The sequence below is a fragment of the Streptomyces sp. NPDC059355 genome (assembly GCF_042752335.1).
In the GTDB taxonomy this organism is placed as follows: Bacteria; Actinomycetota; Actinomycetes; order Streptomycetales; family Streptomycetaceae; genus Streptomyces.
The window spans coordinates 114,117-132,247 of record NZ_JBHYXN010000002.1 but is presented as its reverse complement, the minus strand read 5'-3'; the positions used below and the strand labels follow the sequence as shown (position 1 = coordinate 132,247).

Sequence of the window (18,131 nt, the reverse complement as noted above, 5' to 3'; positions counted from 1 at the left end):
TCAGCGCGCCCCGTGCGCCGCCTCGGTGATCATATCCGGGTGTGCCGGGGCCCGGCGGGCGGCCATGGCGAGCCAAGGGAGCGCCGCGGTCAGGCAGGCGGCGCCGAACAGCACCATGGGCAGCACCGCCCCGGACTCCTCGTCCGCCACCAGCAGCATCCCGAGGTTCACCGAAGCGTGGAAGGTCCCGGCGAGCAACAGCCGGTTGCGGCGCACCTGTTCCAGCGCCAGGCCGAGGACCACGGACAACGCGACGGCGCCCAGCAGGAATCCGGCCGCGTATGCCGGCGCCTGCGCGAGGACCGGTACGTGCCACAGCCCCCAGACCACGCCCACCAGAGCAGAGGCCGCGAGGGGTCCGAAGCGGGTGCGCAGCAGCGGCTGGAGGTAGCAGCGCCAGCCGATCTCCTCACCGCAGGCTCCGACCAGTTGGGCGGCCACGACCAGCGCGAAGGGGTTCTCCAGCGCCCAGGGGCCGGTCAAGGGCAGGCTGCCCGGCGACGCCAGGGCGCAGCCGCCCGCGTACATCGCGGTGATGAGGACGGGCGTGAGCAGGAGCGCCGTACGGCGGCCGGCCGGGATCCGCTCGGCGCGCGCGGCCGGTCCGCCGCCCCGTACGGGCAGGGCGCCCCGGAGCCGGTCCCGGATCCGGCCGGGCCACAGCAGCGTCACGGCCGCCACGGCCACGGCGGGCCCGAACTGGGTCAGTTGCACCACCTCGGGAGGGATCCCCGTCTCGGGCTGGACGGCTCCCCAGATCCCCGCTCCCACGAAGGCGACCGCGACGAAGACCCCCGTTTCCGCCGCCCACCTCGTCGACCCCTGCCCCTGACCACGCATCCGCATCCCGTCCGGCATCGTGCCCGGCCTCCCCGTCGATCGCTTCCGGCGCGTCCGTCACGCCGGCCTGTGACGACTCTGCCGGTGCGGCGCCGTGCCGTCCTTGTACGTGGGTGCCGGGGCGGGTGTACCCAGGTACACCCCCGCGTCCCCGCGTCCCCGCGTCCCCGCCTCCTCTGCCCGATGCGAGCCAGAGCCTCCCGCGCGCCCCGGCAGGGTTCCTCGTCCCCCGCAGGATGTGCGGGTCGTGCCTCCGGTCACGGCGACGGCCGCTGCCGGATCGCCCGTGATTGCGCCGGCCCGCTCAGACGGCCACACGGCCGAGCCCGATGGGGCGGGATCGCGAGGTGGCCGGCGCAACCATGAACTGCCGTCACGAGGCTGCCTGCAGGTGGGAAGCCCCTCAGCTCTTCTTCTCCGGCGGGAGTGTGGCCGGTGGTACCGGTGGGCAGGAAGAGATCAGGCTTCCGCCCGGACGCCGAGGCGGTCCCCAAGCGGGCCGTCAGCAGGCCGTACAGAGGGATTGAGCATGGCGCGTGGCACGGTGAAGTGGTTCAACTCCGAGAAGGGTTTCGGGTTCATCGCCCAGGACGGGGGCGGTCCGGACGTCTTCGCCCACTACTCCAACATCACCGGGCAGGGCTACCGGGAGCTGCAGGAGGGCGAGGTCGTCACCTTCGACGTCACACAGGGGCAGAAGGGCCCGCAGGCGGAGAACATCGCTCGCGGCTGACACACCCTCACAGATGAGTCGGTGAATCGGCGCCCGCCACTTGGCGGGCGCCGCTGTCGTTGCCATCCGACGCGAGGACGCAGGGATACGGGGCGTGGCCGGACCCCTACCCGGAATCGGGGGCGGGGCCCGGCGGGTATGCCGACGAGCTGCCACGCGACTCAGTGACGGAAGGTGTCCTCGACTCCTCCTTGGCCCGACCGGCGTTGCCCTTGGCATGCTCGGCATGCGTCTTGCTCTTCTCCGTACCGACATCCCCCGGCATGCGGCCGCGTTCCGCGGGCGATGTCACCTCACGACCGTCAGCGTCCGCGGCCCCATCGGTGGGCAGGCCGCGTACCGCCTATGCCGGCGACGTGCAGCGCGAGTACGGCGAGACCGATCAGCATGAAGTTGGTCGAGCTCAGGACATCGTTGGTGGTGATGTCGGCGGCGTTGAGGAGGAACGCGATGAAGAAGAGGACTGCGGCGGCGATGCCCAGCATGGGAAGGCTCCTTTCGGTCGGTACCGATCGTGTGCCCCGTGCTGGCCGGGTCATGAGTGTGCGAAGGGCTGCTCCTCCCGGCGGACGGTGTCGGAGCCGAGGTCGGGCATGCGGCCGGAGCCGAAACGGGGCCGGCCATGGTTGGCGCGAGCGGTAGTCTCCGGAGGCCCGCCGCGGCGGCTCGCATCCTGCTGAGCGGCCGCCGCCGACCGCGAGCGATTCGGGCGGGCTACCTCGGGCTGATCGTGATGTTGTAGGTGGCTCCGGCCCTGCTGTGTGTACTCACGGTGACGGTCTGGTCGTGGCCCTTCCAACTGGCTTTGCTGCCTTGGACATCGACGCGGTAGCCGCCCGGGTACGTGTCTTTGGGCACGGTGATCTGGGTGGGGCCCTCGGCATTGTCACGGGTGCGGAAGGTGAGCGTGTAGGTGCGTGTCGCCGGGTCGTACGCGAACGCCAGCGGGTCGCCCGCCACGGCCCGCGCGTACGGCTGGACGAGCAGCCGGCCGTTGGGCTTCGCGGCGCCCGTCTGGTCGAGGAAGCAGTAGCCGCCACCCCGGCACCACTGCCACCACGTCCAGCCGCTGGAGAAGCGGTCCAGTGAGGCCGTCATGTCGGTGACGAACTGGCTCGCGTGCGGAACGTACGGGTTGCCGCCCCACTCCCCGACGATCACCGGCATGTGGTTACGGGCCGGGTAGTCGCTGATCGCGGCCTCGTACGCGGGGATGAACGTGCCGTTGGGGTCGTAGTCGGCGCCGGTTTCCATCGCCGTCTCGTAGAAGTGCGGCGCGTAGCCGGCGTGCGGGTCGTCGATGTGGCCCATGCGGGTGGGGACACCGAGGCCGACGATGACGGTGGGTTCGACGAAGACCCACGACGTGTGGTCGACCAAGCGGATCGCCCGGGCGAGGCGGTTCCACAGTTCGGTGAGCTCGGTGGCCTCGAAGCGGGCCGCGGCGGCGGGGAGGTCCTCGCCTTCGAGGAACTTCGCGAACGGCTCGTTCATCAGGTCGTAGCCGAGCAGCGCCGGGTGCCTGCCCAGGGCGGAGGCGACCGTCATCCACATGCGGGCGTGCGCGGCGCGGAGGTCGGTGTCCTTGTACAGATGGTCGAAGGCGGTCTGTACGGAGGGCTCGAAGTACTCGGAGAACCAGTCGTCGGGTATCGGCGTGAACGGCAACCCCTCGTCGCGGGTGGCCCAGTCGGGGACGCCACGGGAGCCGAAGTGGGGCCCGTACACGTCCTGGTGGGCATCGAGTATGACCTTGATGTGGTACCGGTCGGCCCAGTCGAGGATGCGGCGCATCTTGGAGAGGTAGCCGCGGTCGTAGTGCCCGGGGCTGGGTTCGAGGTCGTCCCAGAAGAACGCGAGGCGCGCAAGGTTGAAGCCCCGGGCGGCCATGCCTTCGAGGTCGCTCTCGTGGATGTCGGCGAACGCGTCGGTGCCCCGGCTGTTCTTGTCGGCGAGGTTGAAGCCGCGCCACTGGAGCGCGCGGCCTTGGCCGTCGGCGATGAAGGTGCGGTCACCGACCGTGACCCGGTCGGGGGAGCGGCCGGGCCGGGCCTGAGCCTGCGTGGGGAGGACGCCGAGCAGGAGGGCGGCCATGGCCACGGCGAGGGTGATGGGGGCGACGCGGGAGGTCAAGCGCATGCAGGAGACCCCTTCGAGGGTGGCTGCTCGTGCAGCGTGCTACTGGCCGGTCGGATGTTACTGGTGAGTGGGTCAACTTCCCAGTGGTGATTGGTAGTTGAAGAGACCCGCTTCGGGCGGAGCAGGCTGTTTCGGGTACGCGTCCGGTGGAGCAAGGTCCGCAGTACGGCCGCCGTCCCTTCAGGAGACAGTGAGTGAGGCACCCTGGCGGCGACGGCAGCCAGGTCGGACGTCCTGCGCGGGTACGGCGGCCCGCCGGCGGAACATCCGCTGGGAGGAGCCGGTGAGCGGCCGTGGCGGTGTTCGTTGCGCCACGGGGGTGTCAGGCGAGCCGCCGGCCCAGTTCGGCCCGAGTGCCGGGAACGGACTGCTGCAGGCTGTTCTCCAGGATGGTGAAGCCGGTGGATCGGGTCCTGCGGGGACCGACTTCCCCGGCGGATGCCGTGGGCGTGGTGGCAACCGGAAACACGAGGATGCGCACAGCCTGCGGATGCTCCCCGACCCGCCGTCGGGACACGGACTCGGAGCATCCCACTGACGAGGGATCCCGCTACCTTGGCAGCGGGATCTGGCATGGACAACTGTCGGACATCATCGCGGGACACCCTCCACGGGCCACGGGATGGGCGGGCACCGATGAGTTTCGTGGTCGGCCGGGGTCTGCCTTCCCGTAGGGCCGCGAATCCCCCGTAGTCGCCCCGGAAGGGTGAAGACCATGAAGTACATGATCCAGATGAACGTGCCGGCCGACCAGTGGGACGCCGTCATGTCCTCCTACTCCGAGGACGACATGCAGGCCATGTTCGCCCACATGAACGCCCTGAACGCGGAGCTCACCGCAGCCGGAGAATGGGTGGACGGGCAGGGCCTCGGAGGACCCTCACGGGTCAGGACGGTGCGGGCCGCGAGCGACGGCCGCCCGCAGGTGAGTGACGGACCGGCGCAGCCGGGACACATCCTGGCCGGCTACTGGCTGGTCGACGTCACGAGCGAGGACCGGGCCCTGGAGATCGCCGCCCGGGCGTCGGCGTGCCCCGGCCCGGGCGGGAAGCCCGGCAATGACCCCGTCGAGGTGCACGCGATTCCCGGGGACCCGACGCAAGCCTGAGCTCGTTCAGATGATGTGGATGCGTTCGAGCGCGCCTTCGGTGTCACGGATCATCAGGTCGTGCCCCTTGGCGCGCTCCTGCTCGACGAAGCCGAGCAGGAGGATGGCCCGGTTGATGACGTCCGACTTGCTGACGCCACCGGCGGCGACGAGGTCGGAGACGATCGTGACGGCGGGCGGGCAGATGGTCACGGAGTAGCGCTCCGTGTCGGGGTGCGGGGGAAGCTGGTCCTTGTCCACGGGAGAGTTCCTTCCGACTCGGTTCATTTCTGCACCAGAATTGCACGATCGTGGTGCGGCAGCCATCCGTTTTCAACACCCTGTCCGACCGGCCGTGCCGTGACTGACCGGAAGGTCGGGGCACCCAGGCCCAGATGGAGCATCAGAGCATCGAAACCGATGACTATGCCGAGCGCCATAGGCCCCGGCCGCGTGTCGTGCCGGGAGGGCGGGCGTACGGCTCGGCCGCGCCTTGGGGGTTGGGTTTCACGGCGTGCCTCGGCGGGGTGCCCCTGCGTGGCCGCCCCTCGGCTCATTCAAAGGCGGACTTGGAACCGTCAGCTGGCGAGGGTGGGCGGCGGGCCATGACGTCCGTCAGGGTGTACCGGTGGCTTTGAGGTCGGCGATCACCTCGCGGGCCGCCCGCGCTCCCGAGGCGAGTGCTCCCTGCAGCGAGCCCGTTGCGCGGTGGTCCCCGCAGACGTAGCGGCCCGGGGTGAAACGGGTGGTGCGGGTCAGGAGCACGGGCGGGGGCATGGCCGGCAGAGCGCCTCGTACCGTCACGCGGTGCACGGGTTCCCAGGTGCTGGTGTCCGTGCCGTAGACCTCGGCGAGGGCGGTGAGCACGGCGGCCTCCTCCACAGGCCCTGGCGTGCCCAGCACGGAGGTCGACACCAGGGCCCTGCCGGCGCTGGAGTAGCCGGGCTGGACCTCGGTGAGGACGCATGTGTTCAAGAACCTGCGGTGGGCGTCGACCAGCAGGGTGGGCTCGGGCAGAGGTGAGCGTCCTACAGCGTGGTAGAGCGTTGTAACGGTCCGGCCCGCAGAAGGCGCGAGGCCGGGCAGGAGGCGTGCCGCAGCGCCGGCTCCGGTGGCGACGACGACTGCCCGCGCACGCAGTTCCCGGTCGGTGAGCACCATTCCCCCTGGCGTCAGCTCTGTCACCGGCGACGAGGTGCCCAGCACCCCCGGGGGCAGCCGCGCGGCGAGTTGTGCCGGTACGGCGCCGATGCCGTCGCGCGGCAGACAGAGCGTGCCGCGCAGCATGCTGCGCCAGACCAGGTGGAAGAAGCGGGCCGAGGTCTCCAGCGAGTCTTCCAGGAAGACCCCTGACAGGAACGGCCGGAAGAACGTCTCGACGAAGTCCTCGGAGAACCCCGCGTCGGCCAGGGCGGTGCGGGTGGTGACGTCAGGCCGGGCCCGGACACGGGAGGCGGGTGCGAGCATGGCGCGTGCCGACAGGACACCGAAGGCCAGCAGATCGCGCGGCCTGACCCGACCGTCCGTGAGCAAAGCGATGCCGTCGCGCGGACGCCGCGTGGGATCGGCCAGCCGGAGCCTTCCGCCGTCGGTGTGGACCAGCACGCCTGCGGTGAACGGTCGCAGGAGCAGAGCGGGCAGGTCGAGGCGACGCCGCACCTGCGGATAGGAGGTGTTGAACACCTGGAAGCCGCGGTCGGCGGTGAAGCCCGCGACGCGGTCGGTGCGGATACGGCCGCCCACCGTGTCCTCAGCCTCCACCAGGCGCACGCGAAGGCCTGCCTTGGCGAGGTCCGAGGCGCATGCCAGCCCGGCGGCTCCCGCGCCGATGATGGCCACGTCGTGCCCGTCGTGCCCGTCGTCCTGCGTCTTGGCCATGAATGCCCTCACATACCTTGCCCGACTGGCGTTCAGCGGCGGTGCCAGGCTACGCGCGGACACCTGTCCGACGACTTCGGACGCGCCGCCGGGTACGTGCCGGGCCCTTCCCAAGGGTGCACCGGCCGCTCGTTGGACCCGGCGACCGCGGGGTACCCGCACGTAGCCTTCACCTCGGCAGGCCCAAGGTCCGCTTCCGCAGAGGCTCCGCACCCTGGAATTCGCTGGGCGTGAACACCTCTGCGTCGAGGCTTGGCGAGCCGCGGTACTCAGACGCCGACCGATGCCGCCTCGCTGGGCTCGGCGGCGGGCTGCTCGGGCTTCGTCTGCGATGCAGGAGCAGAGGCCTGTTCGAGGGCCGGCCAGGTGTAGAGGACCATGCGCTGTCGGTTGTCCTTCTCGAGTACGCCCTTCGTCACGAGCTTCTCCAGCGTGGCGCGGATGACCGGGTCCGACGACGTGCGCCGGGGGTGGGCCGCCTCGAGTTCAATACGGATCTCGCTGACCTTCTTGGGCTCACCGGGCTGCTTGGAGAGGATCTCCGTGAGCAGTTGGCCGAGCGTGGGCTCCGCAGGTTTTGCGTTCTCGTCGGCCCGGTTCACCGCGGGCTTCTTGCCGGCCGTGGGCTTCCTGGCCGGGGCGGTCTTGACAGCGGCCTTCTTGGCGACGGCCTTCCTCACCGAGGCCGCACCGTCAGCCTTCTTCCGCGTCCTCGGCTTCGGCACGGCCGCCTCAGCCGCACCTGCGCCGGCCAGGACAACACTGTCCGCGGACGAAGCGAGTCCTTGAGGAGGGGTCGGGTCAGATTCGTCAGCCGTATGCAGGGACTCCAGCGCCGCGGTGAGCCACTTCTCTTCTGCCTGGAGCTGGTTCAGACGCGTGGTGAGGGTCGCTTGTTCGTCCTGGTTGGCTGACAGGTCGGCGGCCAGCTGCTGCGTGTACTTGGTCTGGATCGGGGTGTTGACCGGTTCGTTGGCCATGGCAGTCACCGTTCCTTGTGGGAGATGCGTATCGCTGGCCGGATGCTACTTGGCGCGGATCAGCGATGGTTGGCGTATCCCACCATCTTCCCTGGTCGGCGGAGAGGCATGCGCATCGCAGCTATCGGCTGAAGAGCCGGCTGTAGGGCATCGAGCGCGACGTCCGTGTTCCGCCAGTGGAGATTCCCCGGGACCCTCGTCCTTCCAGTGTCCCCGCCACCCGCCTCCAGGCACTGCGGCTACCCGGGTCCTGGCCGGGGCCGGAGGAGACGATTGTGCCTGCGGCTCAGGGTGACCCGGAGCGGACGGATGACGCGTCGACGGTCAAATACATACCGGCATGGCCAAGATGCCGTCCTCCCCAAGGCCCGTTGCCGACAGCGATCGACCGCGGAGAAGCGGGCCTGGGCCGGTGGTGCGGCGGCCTGGGGCAGCGGGGGAGAGGTAGCCGCGCTGACGGGCTGCTTTGATCCAGTCCTTGACGGTCGGCTCCGGGCCGTCGAACAGGTGGGCCAGGCGCTGGTGGAGGCCTGTGCCGTTGACGGCTTCACGAAGATGGGCGTGGGCCACGCGGTGAAGGAGTTCTCAGTCGAGCGGGGCCGCCCTCGCAGCGCGGGCCGCGCGAGTGCGCTGGCGTTCGGCTGCGACCTTCCCGCCCGGAAGCCCCCGGGTACCCGCTGGGTGACGGACGGGGCCCTGTTGAGACTGAGACTCAGGGTGCACGGATGCCGTCGCAGGCGATCGGCAGGTGCCGGGGGCCGCGGAGCACTGCGTTCTGGCGGTACGGGGGCGGGTCCTCCAGTAGCCGCGGATTCTCCAACCGCCGGGCCAGTTCGCTCAGCGCCTGCTGGGCTTCCAGGCGAGCCAGCGGGGCGCCGAAGCAGCTGTGGATGCCACTGCCGAGGCCGAGGTGCTGGATGTCCCCGCGGTCGGGGTCGAAGCGGTCCGGGTTCTCGAACCGCTTCGGGTCACGGTTGCCGGACGCCAGGATCAGCGAAACTGTCGCGCCTTTGGGGATGTTCACCCCGCCCACCTCGATGTCGGCGAGCGTGCTGCGCCGGGGCAGCATCTGCACGGGCGGTTCGTAGCGCAGCAGTTCCTCGACGATCCTCACCGACAGCTCCGGGGACTCGCGCAGCCGCCGGAGGACGTCAGGGTGACGCAGGAGGGTCAGCATCCCGTTCGTGATCAGATTGACCGTGGTCTCGTGGCCCGCGATCAGGAGCAGCGCCGCAGTGCTGATGACCTCCAGCGTGCTCATGGATCCGTCCGGCTCCTCGTTGACGGCCGCCAGCTGGGACAGCATGTCCTCGCCCGGGTTCTTGCGGCGTTCCTCGATCAGCCCGGCCAGGTACATGCCGAGTTCCATCTGCGCGTCGGACGCGCCCTTGTGCTGCGCGGCGGGGTCGGCGTCCGGATCTGGGTCCAGGCTGGCGGCGATGGTGTCGGCCCAGCCGTGGAAGCGGGACTCGTCCTCGCGCGGCACGCCGAGCAGCCGACAGATCACCGTTACCGGGAAGGGGTAGGAGAACTGGTCGACCAGGTCGATTCGTTCCAGCGAGTCCGAGCCGGCGATGCCGTCGATGAGGCCGGTGACGATGCCTTCGAGCTCACCGCGCATGTCGTGGATTCTGTGCGGGGAGTGCGGGGGACCGAAGGGCCGGTTCGTGATACGGCGCAGCCTGTCGTGGTCCGGCGGATCGAGCTTGAGGAAGACAGGGGGCAGGGCCGATTCGTCTCCTTCGTCCTGCGCCAGCGGATCGCTCGACGGCAGCGTCAGGTTGCGGGGGTCGGAGCTGATACGTGGGTCGTGAAGCAGGCCGAGTATCTCGTGGTAGGTGCTCACGAGGTAGGGTCCGTCCGCGTCGTGGAACACCGGGGTCCTGCGCAGCTCCTCGTACAGCGGGTACGGGTCGGCTCGGCTGGAGTAGTCGATGATCTGCCGGAGCATGGCTTTGCACATGGCATGTCCTCGTGCGGCTCGCGGGATCGGGACGTGGAAGAGGGCGCGGGCCGGCTCCGTGCAGGGCGCGGACCGTGGGCGGGAGTCGCTTCGGACTCGCGTCGGCTTCCGCCGTTCGCACACTGCTCGTCGGCCGACTCCGGGCAGGCTTCTCCCAGCATGCACAGAAGCCCCTGGAACCGCCTGCCGGGGTGAAAGAACCGCAGGTCACGCCCTCGCTGCTCCGGCGGCCACCCGTGCGCACGCCCGTCCGGAGCACCGGCAGCCCGCGGGGACGGCCGTCACCGCCCGCGTCCAGCTGTCCGGGCCGAAGGCGACGCACCAACTGCACGAGGCGCTTCGCACAATGGAGCCTCCACGCGGGCGGCACCTCGCCCTGGTGCTCCCCGACGGCGGCCTGGAGCTCGTACCGGCCCCCGACGGCGTGGCTCAGGACCTCCTCGGACTCCGGGCCGTCCGCCCCGCCGTACGCGCCCGTACGGCACCCGGCACCGCGACGATCCTGGGCCGGCTCGGCGGCGCCCCCGACTGGCTCCAGGACGATGAGACACCCTCCTGTCCCGCCTGCGCGCAGCCCGTGGACTGCACCGTTGAACTCATCGAAGGCCGCGACCCTGTGACCGCGATGAACTTCGGCTCCGGCGCGGCCGCCCAGGTGCAGGTGTGCGTGTGAGTGATCGGCCTCGCCGTGGCGTTGGTGTGGGTCCGCTACCAGATCTGCACTCCGCCGCGGATCTGCGATGCCCGCTGAGCGGCGGCGAGGATGTTGTCCAGACGACCCGCCATCTCGCCGGTGCGCTGGGCGATGGGCTTGGGTGAGTCCATGTGAGCGGCGATGGACTCGACGTTGTCCTGGAGCAGGAGGACTTCCTCGATGAACTCCGGGATGTCTTGTGGGGCAACGCGCGGGTCTTCCCCGGCCGGCCGAGGGAAGAACCGTGCACCGAGCGTGTGGACTGCCTCCGATCCCCAGACCATGCTGCGCCGGCTCTCGAAGCCGGCCAGAAGCTCCAGCATCCCCGCCAACGGCGGCCACCAGGTCTGCTTCGGCGGCAAGCACAACGCCCTCGCCTCCTGGAGACGTGCCGAGCTCTGGGACGGGGACACCGGCGTGATGGCCGGCTCCATCGCCACCAACGGCTTCCGCTGGCAGCAGGCCTGCACCGGTGGACTGTACGGGCAGCACTACTACCTGAAGGGCACGGGCGGGTACTTCTACGGCGAGGTCTGGAACTGACCCGGCCCCGCCCGCCGGTGCCGGCGGTCAGCCCCCGGCGCAGGGCTCCCCGGCACGCAGCGCGCGGTACTCGCTGGGACTGATCCCGTACGCCTCGCGGAAGCACCGGCTGAAGACCGCCGGCCCGCTGAAACCCCAGCGGGCCGCGATGATCTGTACCTGCTCGGCGCCTGGACCCCCAAGGCCGAGCTCGGCGCGGCACCGCTCCGGCCGGCGCCGCCGGATCCAGGCGTGGACGCCCTCGGCGGGGAGCTGCTCCTCCACGTCCAGCTGCTGGGCGAGGAAGGCGGCCGTCAGACTGATGGCCGCCGTGCCCAGAGCGAGCAGCTTCCCGGGCCCGCAGTGGAGTTCATGGTCCTCGAGGGAACCGAGGAACCCAAGGAAGTCCCCGGCCCCGGCGGTGCTCGCGTTCCGTGGCTGGGACAGGGCCGTGGCTCCTGCCGGATCAGCCCCAGCTGGGCGCAGGCCGAACGGGGCGAGGGTGGCGCGCGCCCGGGCGCGCCACCCCGGGGGTCACTTCGTCTGGTAGACACCGAAGACGTCGAGCACCAGGTCGGCGTCCTCATGGCCCTGGTTCCAGAAGGTGATGACACCGTGGTCGCCGTCGCTCGCCTGGACCATGTTGGGGACCGTGTCGCCGGTCGTCCAGTTGAGGGCGGAGGAGACGGGGCGCGGTCCGGCCGGTGCGGCGGGCTCGCCCTCCGCTGGCAGCGCGTACGGGCTCGGGGCGACCGACAGGAACCCGGTGCCGCGGGTCTCGGTGACGGTGGCGTTCAGCACGTAGGCCTCGACACCCGTCGCCGCCTCGGGCGTGAACCCCTGCGTGATGTACTCCCGGGCCCGGAACCTGCCGCCGGGCCAGCCGTACGCCTCCTCGCGGGTGTCGAGCGTACGGAAGGGGGTGAAGGGCAGGAAGGCGGCCTTGCTGTCCGGGCTGTAGTAGCCGACGACGTCGACGACCACGTGGGTCGGGGACCAGGCCCCGTTGAAGATCTTGATCGTGCCGTCCTCGGCCACCGGCACGATCACGGCGTTGGCGACGGTCTGTCCAGGTACGAAGTTCAGGTTCGACGCAGTGGGTACCGGCCCGGTGCCGGAAAAGGCGGTCATGTGGCCGGGCCCCTCGGGCTCGGTCGCCGTGACGTTCAGCGCCACGGCCTTGATGTTCTGGGGCACCCCCTGCAGTCCGCCGATCCGGGTGGTGAACGCGCTGCGGGCGGCGAGCTTTCCGGGGGCCGTGCCGAGCCCCTCTCGGGTGTCGACGAACCGGGCGGGCGTCATCGAGGTGTAGCCGCTCGCCGAGGCCCGGGTGAAGTAGCCGGTGACGTCGGCGATCAGGTCGACCGGCTGCCAGCCGCCGTTGAAGAGCTCCACGTACCCGTCCTCGCCGACGGGCACGATCACCATGTTCGGGACGGACCGGCCGGCCGTGTAGTTCAGGTTCGAGGTGTTCGGGCGCTCGTAGCCGGCTCCGGGCCACACGGTCACGTGGCCGCTGTCGACGGTCTCCGTGACGGTGACGTTGAGGGCGACGGCGGTGACGCCCGCCGGGACGGAGGCGTTACCGGCCACCTTGACGCGGGTGGAGCCCTGCCCGGGGACCTTGCCGGCCGCGGCTCCGGTGCCGTTGCGGGTGTCGAGGAGGCGGGTCGGGGTGTGCGGGGTGAAGTCGGCGCCGGGGGTGAGGAATGCCCCGCCGTTGGTGGCTTGGACGGCATTGGCCGTGTCGGTCACCTTGACCTGCACCTGGTACTCGCCGGACTTGTCGTACGTGTGCGAGTGGTGCAGTTCGTAGTTGCCCTGGGCGGTGACCGTGTCGGTCTTCCCGTCGCCCCAGTCGATGACGATGTCGAGCGCGAAGTCGGCGCTCGTGATCAGGGCGGTGAGCTCGATCCCGTGCGCGGTGTAGCTGGTGCCACTGACATCGACCGCGAGGGCCGGGTTGGCCCCCGCGTCGAGTGCGGCCTGCTCGGTCGGTGCGGCCTCCGCGTTCTGCGCGGGCGCGGCCTGCTCGGTACGTGCAGCCTGTGCCTTCAGCGGTGCAGCGGTTTTGGAGCTCGCCGTGGCCTTCCCCTCGGTGGCGGTGGGCAGGGTGGTACGGATCGTGCGATCCGCGGGGCTGTGGAAGCCCTCGGACGTGGATGCCTTGGTGATCGCCTCGGCCACGCCGGCCGCGACTGGTACGGGATCCGCCGCCTGCGCGATGCCCGGAATGATGCCGAGACCGGCCGCCACGAAGGCAGCGGTCATTACGAGTCGGTGGTTGCGCACCGGCCCCCCAGTTGTGGTGATGAGCGAAGAGTGGCCACCGTATGAAGGGTTCCGGCCAAGGGTCACGGGGTTCTGGCGCCATTCACTCCATAGGGGTCAACGCTTTACCGGCTGTGCGGTTTGCGATCGACAGGAGGGCGTCTGCCGTTCTGTGCCGGCCGACGGCTCGTGCCGGTGTCCGGCGCAGGTGGGGGAGGCGGGGAAACTCAGGCCTGGCCGTGTGCGATCAGCGCTGTGCGAGGCAAGGCCGGCACGCCGTCGGAAATGGTGATCTTGTGCCCGATGGCCTGTGGGCGTGCCGACTCATCCGAGTTCGTAGCGACCGTCGCAGCCGGTAACCCGAATCTGCCATCCGACCGGTGGGTGTGCCGGGGGAGCGGGGGTGAGAAGCAGCCGCCCACCGCAGTCCTTACCGGGAGCTGCGGATCCGGACTTCCAGGGCGCGGATCCGGTCCTGGTCGTTCGGGCGAAGTTTCAGCAGCAAGTCCTCGGCGATGACGCGGTCTCGCTGCCAGATGGTGCGAAGAGTCTCCAGCGCGGCTTCGGCAACCTCCGGCTCTTCGTCTGTCGTGGCATCGACCAGGGCCTCCTCGACCGGCCGGGAGCGGAGTCCTGTGACCGCCCGTGCAATGCGGACCCGCTGCTCGGCGGGGACTGCCGGGTTGGTGAGCGAGATGAGGACATCGGCTGTGTCGCAGGCATCCTGACGGGGCAGCACCCAGAAGACGTAGGCGAGCTGAACCCCGACCATGACGAGGTACGACAAAGGAATGAGCGTGCCCAGGGGCAGCGGCAGGAGCAGCGGGAGCACGACCATCCAGCCACCTCGGATCCGCTGGACGCCGCCGGTTGGCGGTTCGAACCGCCGGTCGGCCAGCAGGATGATCACGAACATGGTGGCGATCGTGAGGAGCGGCACCCCGATCAGCCCCAGTTGCATGCCCACAGTGAACACCTCACCGAAGGGATCCGCGTTCCGCGGCAGAATCGCCACCGCGGTTGCCCAGCCGCACAGGGCGGTCAGGACATAGCGCTGCAAACAGATGCGCAGCCACGTTCCCGTACTCATTCCTCTTGCCTCCTCTCGGAAGCGGAAGTCGCGGTGAGGGAGACGGCGACCATCCCCGCTTCGCCGGTGAACGCACGGACACGGTATGCGACTTGGGCCTCCCCACGGACCAGCGCGGCCTCACCGGAGTCTGCGGCGTGCCGGGCGGCGCGGGCGCGTCGGCGAACAGACCTACCCGACTGTGCACCCTGCCCCCATGATCTTCAGGCCGACAGCCAGCCGCTGCTGCGGTTGCGACCCCGGCCTCGACTGGCGTCACCGTACCTCAGGATATTGAACACGTTCAATGCGCGGGGCGCGGGCCGACGGCGTGAGGATCGGTCAGGTCCTGCTCGGCAGACCGTTCACAACGTCGTTTCCCCACGCTGGACGCCATATCTCGCGCACTGACGCCCGCGGGGCGGTTGATCGGTTTTGTACGCCTCGGTACCGGGCCGGCGCGGAAGGCGCGCCACCGCTGTGCGTTGACGTCGCCCTTCTGCGTTCCACAGTGCGCCGGCGTGACGGGTGCGCGATGGTCGGGACGGGGCACACGGCCACCCGGGTGTTGTACGGCCGCCGAGGGCAGGTGCGGACGGAGATCCAGGCGGCACGCGAGCACCTCCTGGGCCGTCCATGGCGGACACCCCTACTGCGGACCGCGCGCGGTGTGCGTGCGCGGCCGGACGGGCGCCGAGTACCGGCTGGACCGGGAGCGGATCAGGCGGACGCCGCTGCACGAGGACGAGCCGGGCTGCCTGGACGCGGAGAACTGCCGCGACGACTGGGACCGCCACATCGAAACCGTGGGGAGGGTGAAGACGCCCTTAGCCGAGCCCAGCTTCCCGCGTGGTTCGGGTCTGGCATGGAAGGGGCCGTGGCGGGTGGGTGCCGTGAGGGTTGTGTTGCGCAGGCTGTGGTGGGTGCTCCCCTGATGCATCCATGCGCCCGCACCGTACGCCTGTTCGTCATTCAAGTGTTTGCTTTGAGTTGGAGGCATGACGAAGATCTCCCAAGTGGTGCACACCCGGTTCGCCGCCCGTTCCGCCTTCGACGGGTTCCCCGGTTTACCGGGCGGGTCGCGGTGATGGGCTGTGTGGTCGACGGGCCCGGTCTGCTGAGCGAGGCCGACCTGGGCGCCTTCTGCGGGGATGGCCGGAAGTTCCGTTGCTGCCGGGTGACCGCGATCATGCCGGAGCCGGAGATCGTCGACGCTCTGTCGGAGGAGGCCCTGCGCCTCGCACAGGACACCCGGACCGCTGCCGTGGAGGGGGCGGCATGACCGCGGCCGCTGTCGAACTGCCCGATGTCGACGCCGTGCGCAGGCGCGTCACCACGGTGCTGGACCGGTTCCTGGAGGCCAAGGCGCGTACTGCCGCAGAGCTGGATCTGCCCGCCGAAGTGCCGCAATGTCTGAGCGACTTCCTGGCATCCGGAGGAAAGCGGCTGCGGCCCCTGCTGTGCGTGACCGGCTGGCAGGCCGCGAACGCCACCGGAGACCTTGCCGCTGTGCTGCGGGTAGCGGCATCATTGGAGATGTTCCACGCCTTCTGCCTCATCCACGACGACGTCATGGACGACAGTGACATCCGCCGCGGTGTCCCCACCGTCCACCGCCGCCTTGCGCAACAGCACAGGGACGGCCGCAGCGGCTCCGCAGCCGATCGTGCGGGAGCCAGCCTCGCGATTCTCATCGGTGACTTGGCACTGGCATGGTCGGACGAACTCCTGCACACTGCCGGCCTCACCCACCGCCAACTCGGCGCGGTATACCCGCTGATCGACGTCATGCGCAGCGAGGTGATGTACGGCCAGTACCTGGACGTCACCGGCACCGGACACTCCACCCCTGGCGTCGAGCGCGCATTGAAGACGGCGCGATACAAGACCGCGAAGTACACCATCGAACGCCCCCTTCACATCGGGGCCGCACTCGCCGGTGCCGACGACACGCTGCTGGCGGCTCTGTCCCGCTTCGCACTGCCTCTGGGGGAGGCCTTCCAACTGCGCGACGACCTCCTCGGCGTCTTCGGTACCCCCGCCACCACCGGAAAACCGGTCCTTGACGACCTGCGCGAGGGTCGGCGCACGATCTTGCTCGCCCTCGCTGCCCAACGCGCCGACATCGCCCAGCAGCACGTGCTCGACGGCCTAGTCGGCAGCCCAGACCTCGACCCGGACGGCGCCACCCGGGTTCGGGACGTGCTGGAGGCCACCGGAGCGCGCACCACCGTGGAGGCCATGATCACCGCACGGTACGAACAGGCCCTGGCCGCGCTGGAAGACGTTCCGGCCGTGCCCGGCACCATGGCCACCCTGCGCCGTATCGCCGCCCTGGCCTTGGAGCGCACCTCATGACGCTCCGCCGACGCCTGCCGCCGGCCGCGCCCCACGGGGCGGGTGCCAGGGTGGACCGGGCCATCGCCGCGAAGGCCGCGAAGAGGTCATCGGTACGAGTGGTGAGGCGTCGGAGCCCATCACGTTGCCCGACACACCACAGGACGCGGCAAGTCTTGGCCGCGCCCCCAGCCAGGGGCCCGGCCCCGTGCGCTCCGAGGAAGTGGAGGAGTCATGACGCCATCTCCCGCTACGTGGACGGTGGCTACCGCCCCAGGACGTCTGCCGCTGATCGGCCACGCGCTGAAGCTCCGCAAGGGGCTGCTGGCGTTCGTCTCCTCGCTGCCTGCCCATGGAGACCTGGTCCGGATCCAGATCGGCCCTTGGTGGGCGTACGTGATCTGTGACCCTGACCTGACCCGGCAGGTCCTCTTCGACGACCGCACCTTCGACAAGGGCGGCCCCCTCTTCGACGAAGGCCGGCGGATCCTCGGCAACGGTGTGTTGACCTGTCCACACGAAGACCACCGCCGGCAGCGGCGCCTGCTCCAACCCGCCTTCCACCGTGCCCGGATGCCCGCCTACGCGCAGGTCATGTCAGAGCAGACCGCCGAGCTCCTCGACGGCTGGCACGGCGGCACGGTCATCGATGTACCGGCCCACATGCACACCCTCGTCAGCCGGATCCTGGCCCGGTCCCTGTTCGCCTCCGACTCCGTCGGCCCGGCCTCCACCCTCGTGGAGGAATCGCTGGCCACCATCCTGCACGCCATGTACGTGCGCCTCCTCATGCCCTCGAGCCTGACCAGACTGCCCACCCCGGGCAATCGCCGCTACCAGCAGGCGCTGGACCGCATCCACACCGCCGTGGACCATGCAGTACAGGACTACCGGAGCAGCGGAGAAGAGCACGCCGATCTGGTCTCGGAGCTACTCGCAGCCCGCGACGAAGCCGGCCGGCCACTCAGCGACACCGAGATCCACGACCAGATCCTCACCATGCTGGCCGCCGGCATCGAGACCACCGCCACCACACTGAGCTGGGCCCTGTACATGCTGGCCCGCCACCCGGACGTCGAAGAACGACTCCATGCCGAGGTCGACACCGTGCTGGGCGGCCGGACCGCGACCTGGGCCGACCTGCCACGCCTGGGGCTGACCGAACGGATCATCACCGAAACCCTGCGTCTCTACCCCCCTACATGGATGCTCACCCGCACCGTCACCGCCGACACCCGCCTCGGCGGGCAATTGCTCCCGGCCGGCGCGACCGTGGTGTACAGCCCCTATCTCATCCACACCCGCGCCGATCTCTTCCATGAACCGGGACGCTTCCACCCCGACCGCTGGCGTGCCGACAACACGGCCCGGCCCCCGCGCCACGCCTCCATCCCCTTTGGAGCCGGCTCGCGCAAGTGCATCGGCGATTCCTTCGCGATGACCGCGGCCACCCTCTCGCTCGCCGGCATCGCCAGTCGCTGGCGACTTGCCCTCCCGTCCGGCCGGCATGTCCGGCCTGCCGCAACCGCTGCGCTCAGGCCCCACAAGCTGCGCATGCGCGCCACCCGAAGAGGACCGGCCGTCTAGACCGGGGCAACGGTGCGGCGGATGCCGGTTC

The 18,131-nt window shown here is 70.1% G+C and carries 19 protein-coding genes; 7 read left to right on the top strand and 12 right to left on the bottom strand.

The features are described from left to right. Complete coding sequence (locus ACFXGI_RS02645) at nt 1-858, bottom strand: CPBP family intramembrane glutamic endopeptidase (RefSeq protein WP_384702187.1); 858 nt, start codon at nt 856-858, stop codon at nt 1-3. A gap of 511 nt (nt 859-1,369) precedes the next feature. Here ACFXGI_RS02645 and ACFXGI_RS02640 point away from each other — a divergent pair. Continuing rightward, entirely contained in the window at nt 1,370-1,573 is a 204-nt protein-coding gene (locus tag ACFXGI_RS02640) for a cold-shock protein (RefSeq protein ID WP_030861106.1), read from the top strand. A 302-nt stretch (nt 1,574-1,875) separates the two neighbouring features. Here the strand turns inward: ACFXGI_RS02640 and ACFXGI_RS02635 are convergent, their stop codons facing one another. The 3 genes from ACFXGI_RS02635 to ACFXGI_RS02625 form a co-directional block, all read right to left on the bottom strand. Further along, nucleotides 1,876-2,058 carry a hypothetical protein gene (locus ACFXGI_RS02635; RefSeq protein WP_384702184.1) on the bottom strand — a complete coding sequence of 61 codons (183 nt, stop codon included), beginning with the start codon at nt 2,056-2,058 and terminating at the stop codon, nt 1,876-1,878. Nucleotides 2,059-2,287: 229 nt separating this feature from the next. Beyond that, nucleotides 2,288-3,712: a cellulase family glycosylhydrolase gene (locus ACFXGI_RS02630; protein WP_384702182.1), complete on the bottom strand. Its 1,425-nt coding sequence runs from the start codon at nt 3,710-3,712 to the stop codon at nt 2,288-2,290. 322 nt (nt 3,713-4,034) lie between these two features. Next, the gene (locus tag ACFXGI_RS02625; protein WP_384702180.1) at nt 4,035-4,193 is read right to left on the bottom strand and encodes a hypothetical protein; all 159 of its coding nucleotides are present in this window, start codon (nt 4,191-4,193) and stop codon (nt 4,035-4,037) included. A 234-nt stretch (nt 4,194-4,427) separates the two neighbouring features. On the opposite strand from ACFXGI_RS02625, the gene ACFXGI_RS02620 reads away from it, so the two are divergent. After that, on the top strand, nt 4,428-4,820 hold the full coding sequence (locus tag ACFXGI_RS02620) for a YciI family protein (protein ID WP_384702177.1): 393 nt from the start codon (nt 4,428-4,430) through the stop codon (nt 4,818-4,820). A 6-nt stretch (nt 4,821-4,826) separates the two neighbouring features. Here ACFXGI_RS02620 and ACFXGI_RS02615 read toward each other — a convergent pair whose 3' ends face one another. From ACFXGI_RS02615 to ACFXGI_RS02600, 4 genes are all read right to left on the bottom strand, one after another. Next, entirely contained in the window at nt 4,827-5,060 is a 234-nt protein-coding gene (locus tag ACFXGI_RS02615) for a hypothetical protein (protein WP_384702174.1), read from the bottom strand. 354 nt (nt 5,061-5,414) lie between these two features. After that, nucleotides 5,415-6,677 carry an NAD(P)/FAD-dependent oxidoreductase gene (locus ACFXGI_RS02610; RefSeq protein ID WP_384702171.1) on the bottom strand — a complete coding sequence of 421 codons (1,263 nt, stop codon included), beginning with the start codon at nt 6,675-6,677 and terminating at the stop codon, nt 5,415-5,417. Between the two features lie 269 nt (nt 6,678-6,946). Continuing rightward, nucleotides 6,947-7,657 carry a hypothetical protein gene (locus ACFXGI_RS02605; RefSeq protein ID WP_384702169.1) on the bottom strand — a complete coding sequence of 237 codons (711 nt, stop codon included), beginning with the start codon at nt 7,655-7,657 and terminating at the stop codon, nt 6,947-6,949. A gap of 712 nt (nt 7,658-8,369) precedes the next feature. Next, entirely contained in the window at nt 8,370-9,620 is a 1,251-nt protein-coding gene (locus ACFXGI_RS02600; RefSeq protein WP_384702167.1) for a cytochrome P450, read from the bottom strand. Nucleotides 9,621-9,966: 346 nt separating this feature from the next. Between ACFXGI_RS02600 and ACFXGI_RS02595 the strand changes: the two genes are divergently transcribed. After that, nucleotides 9,967-10,293 carry a hypothetical protein gene (locus ACFXGI_RS02595; RefSeq protein ID WP_384702164.1) on the top strand — a complete coding sequence of 109 codons (327 nt, stop codon included), beginning with the start codon at nt 9,967-9,969 and terminating at the stop codon, nt 10,291-10,293. A gap of 35 nt (nt 10,294-10,328) precedes the next feature. On the opposite strand, the gene ACFXGI_RS02590 is transcribed toward ACFXGI_RS02595, so the two are convergent. Beyond that, nucleotides 10,329-10,598 carry a hypothetical protein gene (locus ACFXGI_RS02590; RefSeq protein ID WP_384702161.1) on the bottom strand — a complete coding sequence of 90 codons (270 nt, stop codon included), beginning with the start codon at nt 10,596-10,598 and terminating at the stop codon, nt 10,329-10,331. Between ACFXGI_RS02590 and ACFXGI_RS02585 the strand changes: the two genes are divergently transcribed. Continuing rightward, nucleotides 10,597-10,857, top strand: coding sequence for a hypothetical protein (locus ACFXGI_RS02585; protein WP_384702158.1), 261 nt, complete (start codon nt 10,597-10,599; stop codon nt 10,855-10,857). The two genes, ACFXGI_RS02590 and ACFXGI_RS02585, sit on opposite strands and share 2 nt — an antisense overlap. 27 nt (nt 10,858-10,884) lie before the next feature. On the opposite strand, the gene ACFXGI_RS02580 is transcribed toward ACFXGI_RS02585, so the two are convergent. From ACFXGI_RS02580 to ACFXGI_RS02570, 3 genes are all read right to left on the bottom strand, one after another. Then, entirely contained in the window at nt 10,885-11,121 is a 237-nt protein-coding gene (locus tag ACFXGI_RS02580; protein ID WP_384702156.1) for a helix-turn-helix domain-containing protein, read from the bottom strand. Between the two features lie 249 nt (nt 11,122-11,370). Continuing rightward, nucleotides 11,371-13,107 (bottom strand): PKD domain-containing protein, encoded by a 1,737-nt coding sequence (locus ACFXGI_RS02575; protein ID WP_384702153.1) that lies wholly within the window; start codon nt 13,105-13,107, stop codon nt 11,371-11,373. Between the two features lie 430 nt (nt 13,108-13,537). Further along, nucleotides 13,538-14,197: a hypothetical protein gene (locus ACFXGI_RS02570; RefSeq protein ID WP_384702150.1), complete on the bottom strand. Its 660-nt coding sequence runs from the start codon at nt 14,195-14,197 to the stop codon at nt 13,538-13,540. Nucleotides 14,198-15,263: 1,066 nt separating this feature from the next. On the opposite strand from ACFXGI_RS02570, the gene ACFXGI_RS02565 reads away from it, so the two are divergent. From ACFXGI_RS02565 to ACFXGI_RS02555, 3 genes are all read left to right on the top strand, one after another. Further along, nucleotides 15,264-15,458, top strand: a complete 195-nt coding sequence (locus ACFXGI_RS02565) for a hypothetical protein (protein ID WP_384702148.1) — start codon at nt 15,264-15,266, stop codon at nt 15,456-15,458. Beyond that, nucleotides 15,455-16,534: a polyprenyl synthetase family protein gene (locus ACFXGI_RS02560; RefSeq protein WP_384702145.1), complete on the top strand. Its 1,080-nt coding sequence runs from the start codon at nt 15,455-15,457 to the stop codon at nt 16,532-16,534. Before ACFXGI_RS02565 ends, ACFXGI_RS02560 begins: the two co-directional genes overlap by 4 nt. A gap of 213 nt (nt 16,535-16,747) precedes the next feature. Beyond that, nucleotides 16,748-18,100, top strand: a complete 1,353-nt coding sequence (locus tag ACFXGI_RS02555; protein WP_384702142.1) for a cytochrome P450 — start codon at nt 16,748-16,750, stop codon at nt 18,098-18,100. The last annotated feature ends 31 nt before the right edge of the window (nt 18,101-18,131 follow it).

Bases quoted from the DNA above. Each gene is read 5' to 3' on its own strand.
- ACFXGI_RS02600 (WP_384702167.1), bottom strand. From the start codon at position 9,620: ATGTGCAAAGCCATGCTCCGGCAGATCATCGACTACTCCAGCCGAGCC.
- ACFXGI_RS02590 (WP_384702161.1), bottom strand. From the start codon at position 10,598: ATGGTCTGGGGATCGGAGGCAGTCCACACGCTCGGTGCACGGTTCTTC.
- ACFXGI_RS02645 (WP_384702187.1), bottom strand. From the start codon at position 858: ATGCCGGACGGGATGCGGATGCGTGGTCAGGGGCAGGGGTCGACGAGG.
- ACFXGI_RS02560 (WP_384702145.1), top strand. From the start codon at position 15,455: ATGACCGCGGCCGCTGTCGAACTGCCCGATGTCGACGCCGTGCGCAGG.
- ACFXGI_RS02585 (WP_384702158.1), top strand. From the start codon at position 10,597: ATGCTGCGCCGGCTCTCGAAGCCGGCCAGAAGCTCCAGCATCCCCGCC.
- ACFXGI_RS02565 (WP_384702148.1), top strand. From the start codon at position 15,264: ATGGGCTGTGTGGTCGACGGGCCCGGTCTGCTGAGCGAGGCCGACCTG.
- ACFXGI_RS02570 (WP_384702150.1), bottom strand. From the start codon at position 14,197: ATGAGTACGGGAACGTGGCTGCGCATCTGTTTGCAGCGCTATGTCCTG.
- ACFXGI_RS02575 (WP_384702153.1), bottom strand. From the start codon at position 13,107: ATGACCGCTGCCTTCGTGGCGGCCGGTCTCGGCATCATTCCGGGCATC.
- ACFXGI_RS02605 (WP_384702169.1), bottom strand. From the start codon at position 7,657: ATGGCCAACGAACCGGTCAACACCCCGATCCAGACCAAGTACACGCAG.
- ACFXGI_RS02640 (WP_030861106.1), top strand. From the start codon at position 1,370: ATGGCGCGTGGCACGGTGAAGTGGTTCAACTCCGAGAAGGGTTTCGGG.
- ACFXGI_RS02595 (WP_384702164.1), top strand. From the start codon at position 9,967: ATGGAGCCTCCACGCGGGCGGCACCTCGCCCTGGTGCTCCCCGACGGC.
- ACFXGI_RS02630 (WP_384702182.1), bottom strand. From the start codon at position 3,712: ATGCGCTTGACCTCCCGCGTCGCCCCCATCACCCTCGCCGTGGCCATG.
- ACFXGI_RS02635 (WP_384702184.1), bottom strand. From the start codon at position 2,058: ATGCTGGGCATCGCCGCCGCAGTCCTCTTCTTCATCGCGTTCCTCCTC.
- ACFXGI_RS02620 (WP_384702177.1), top strand. From the start codon at position 4,428: ATGAAGTACATGATCCAGATGAACGTGCCGGCCGACCAGTGGGACGCC.
- ACFXGI_RS02555 (WP_384702142.1), top strand. From the start codon at position 16,748: ATGACGCCATCTCCCGCTACGTGGACGGTGGCTACCGCCCCAGGACGT.
- ACFXGI_RS02610 (WP_384702171.1), bottom strand. From the start codon at position 6,677: ATGGCCAAGACGCAGGACGACGGGCACGACGGGCACGACGTGGCCATC.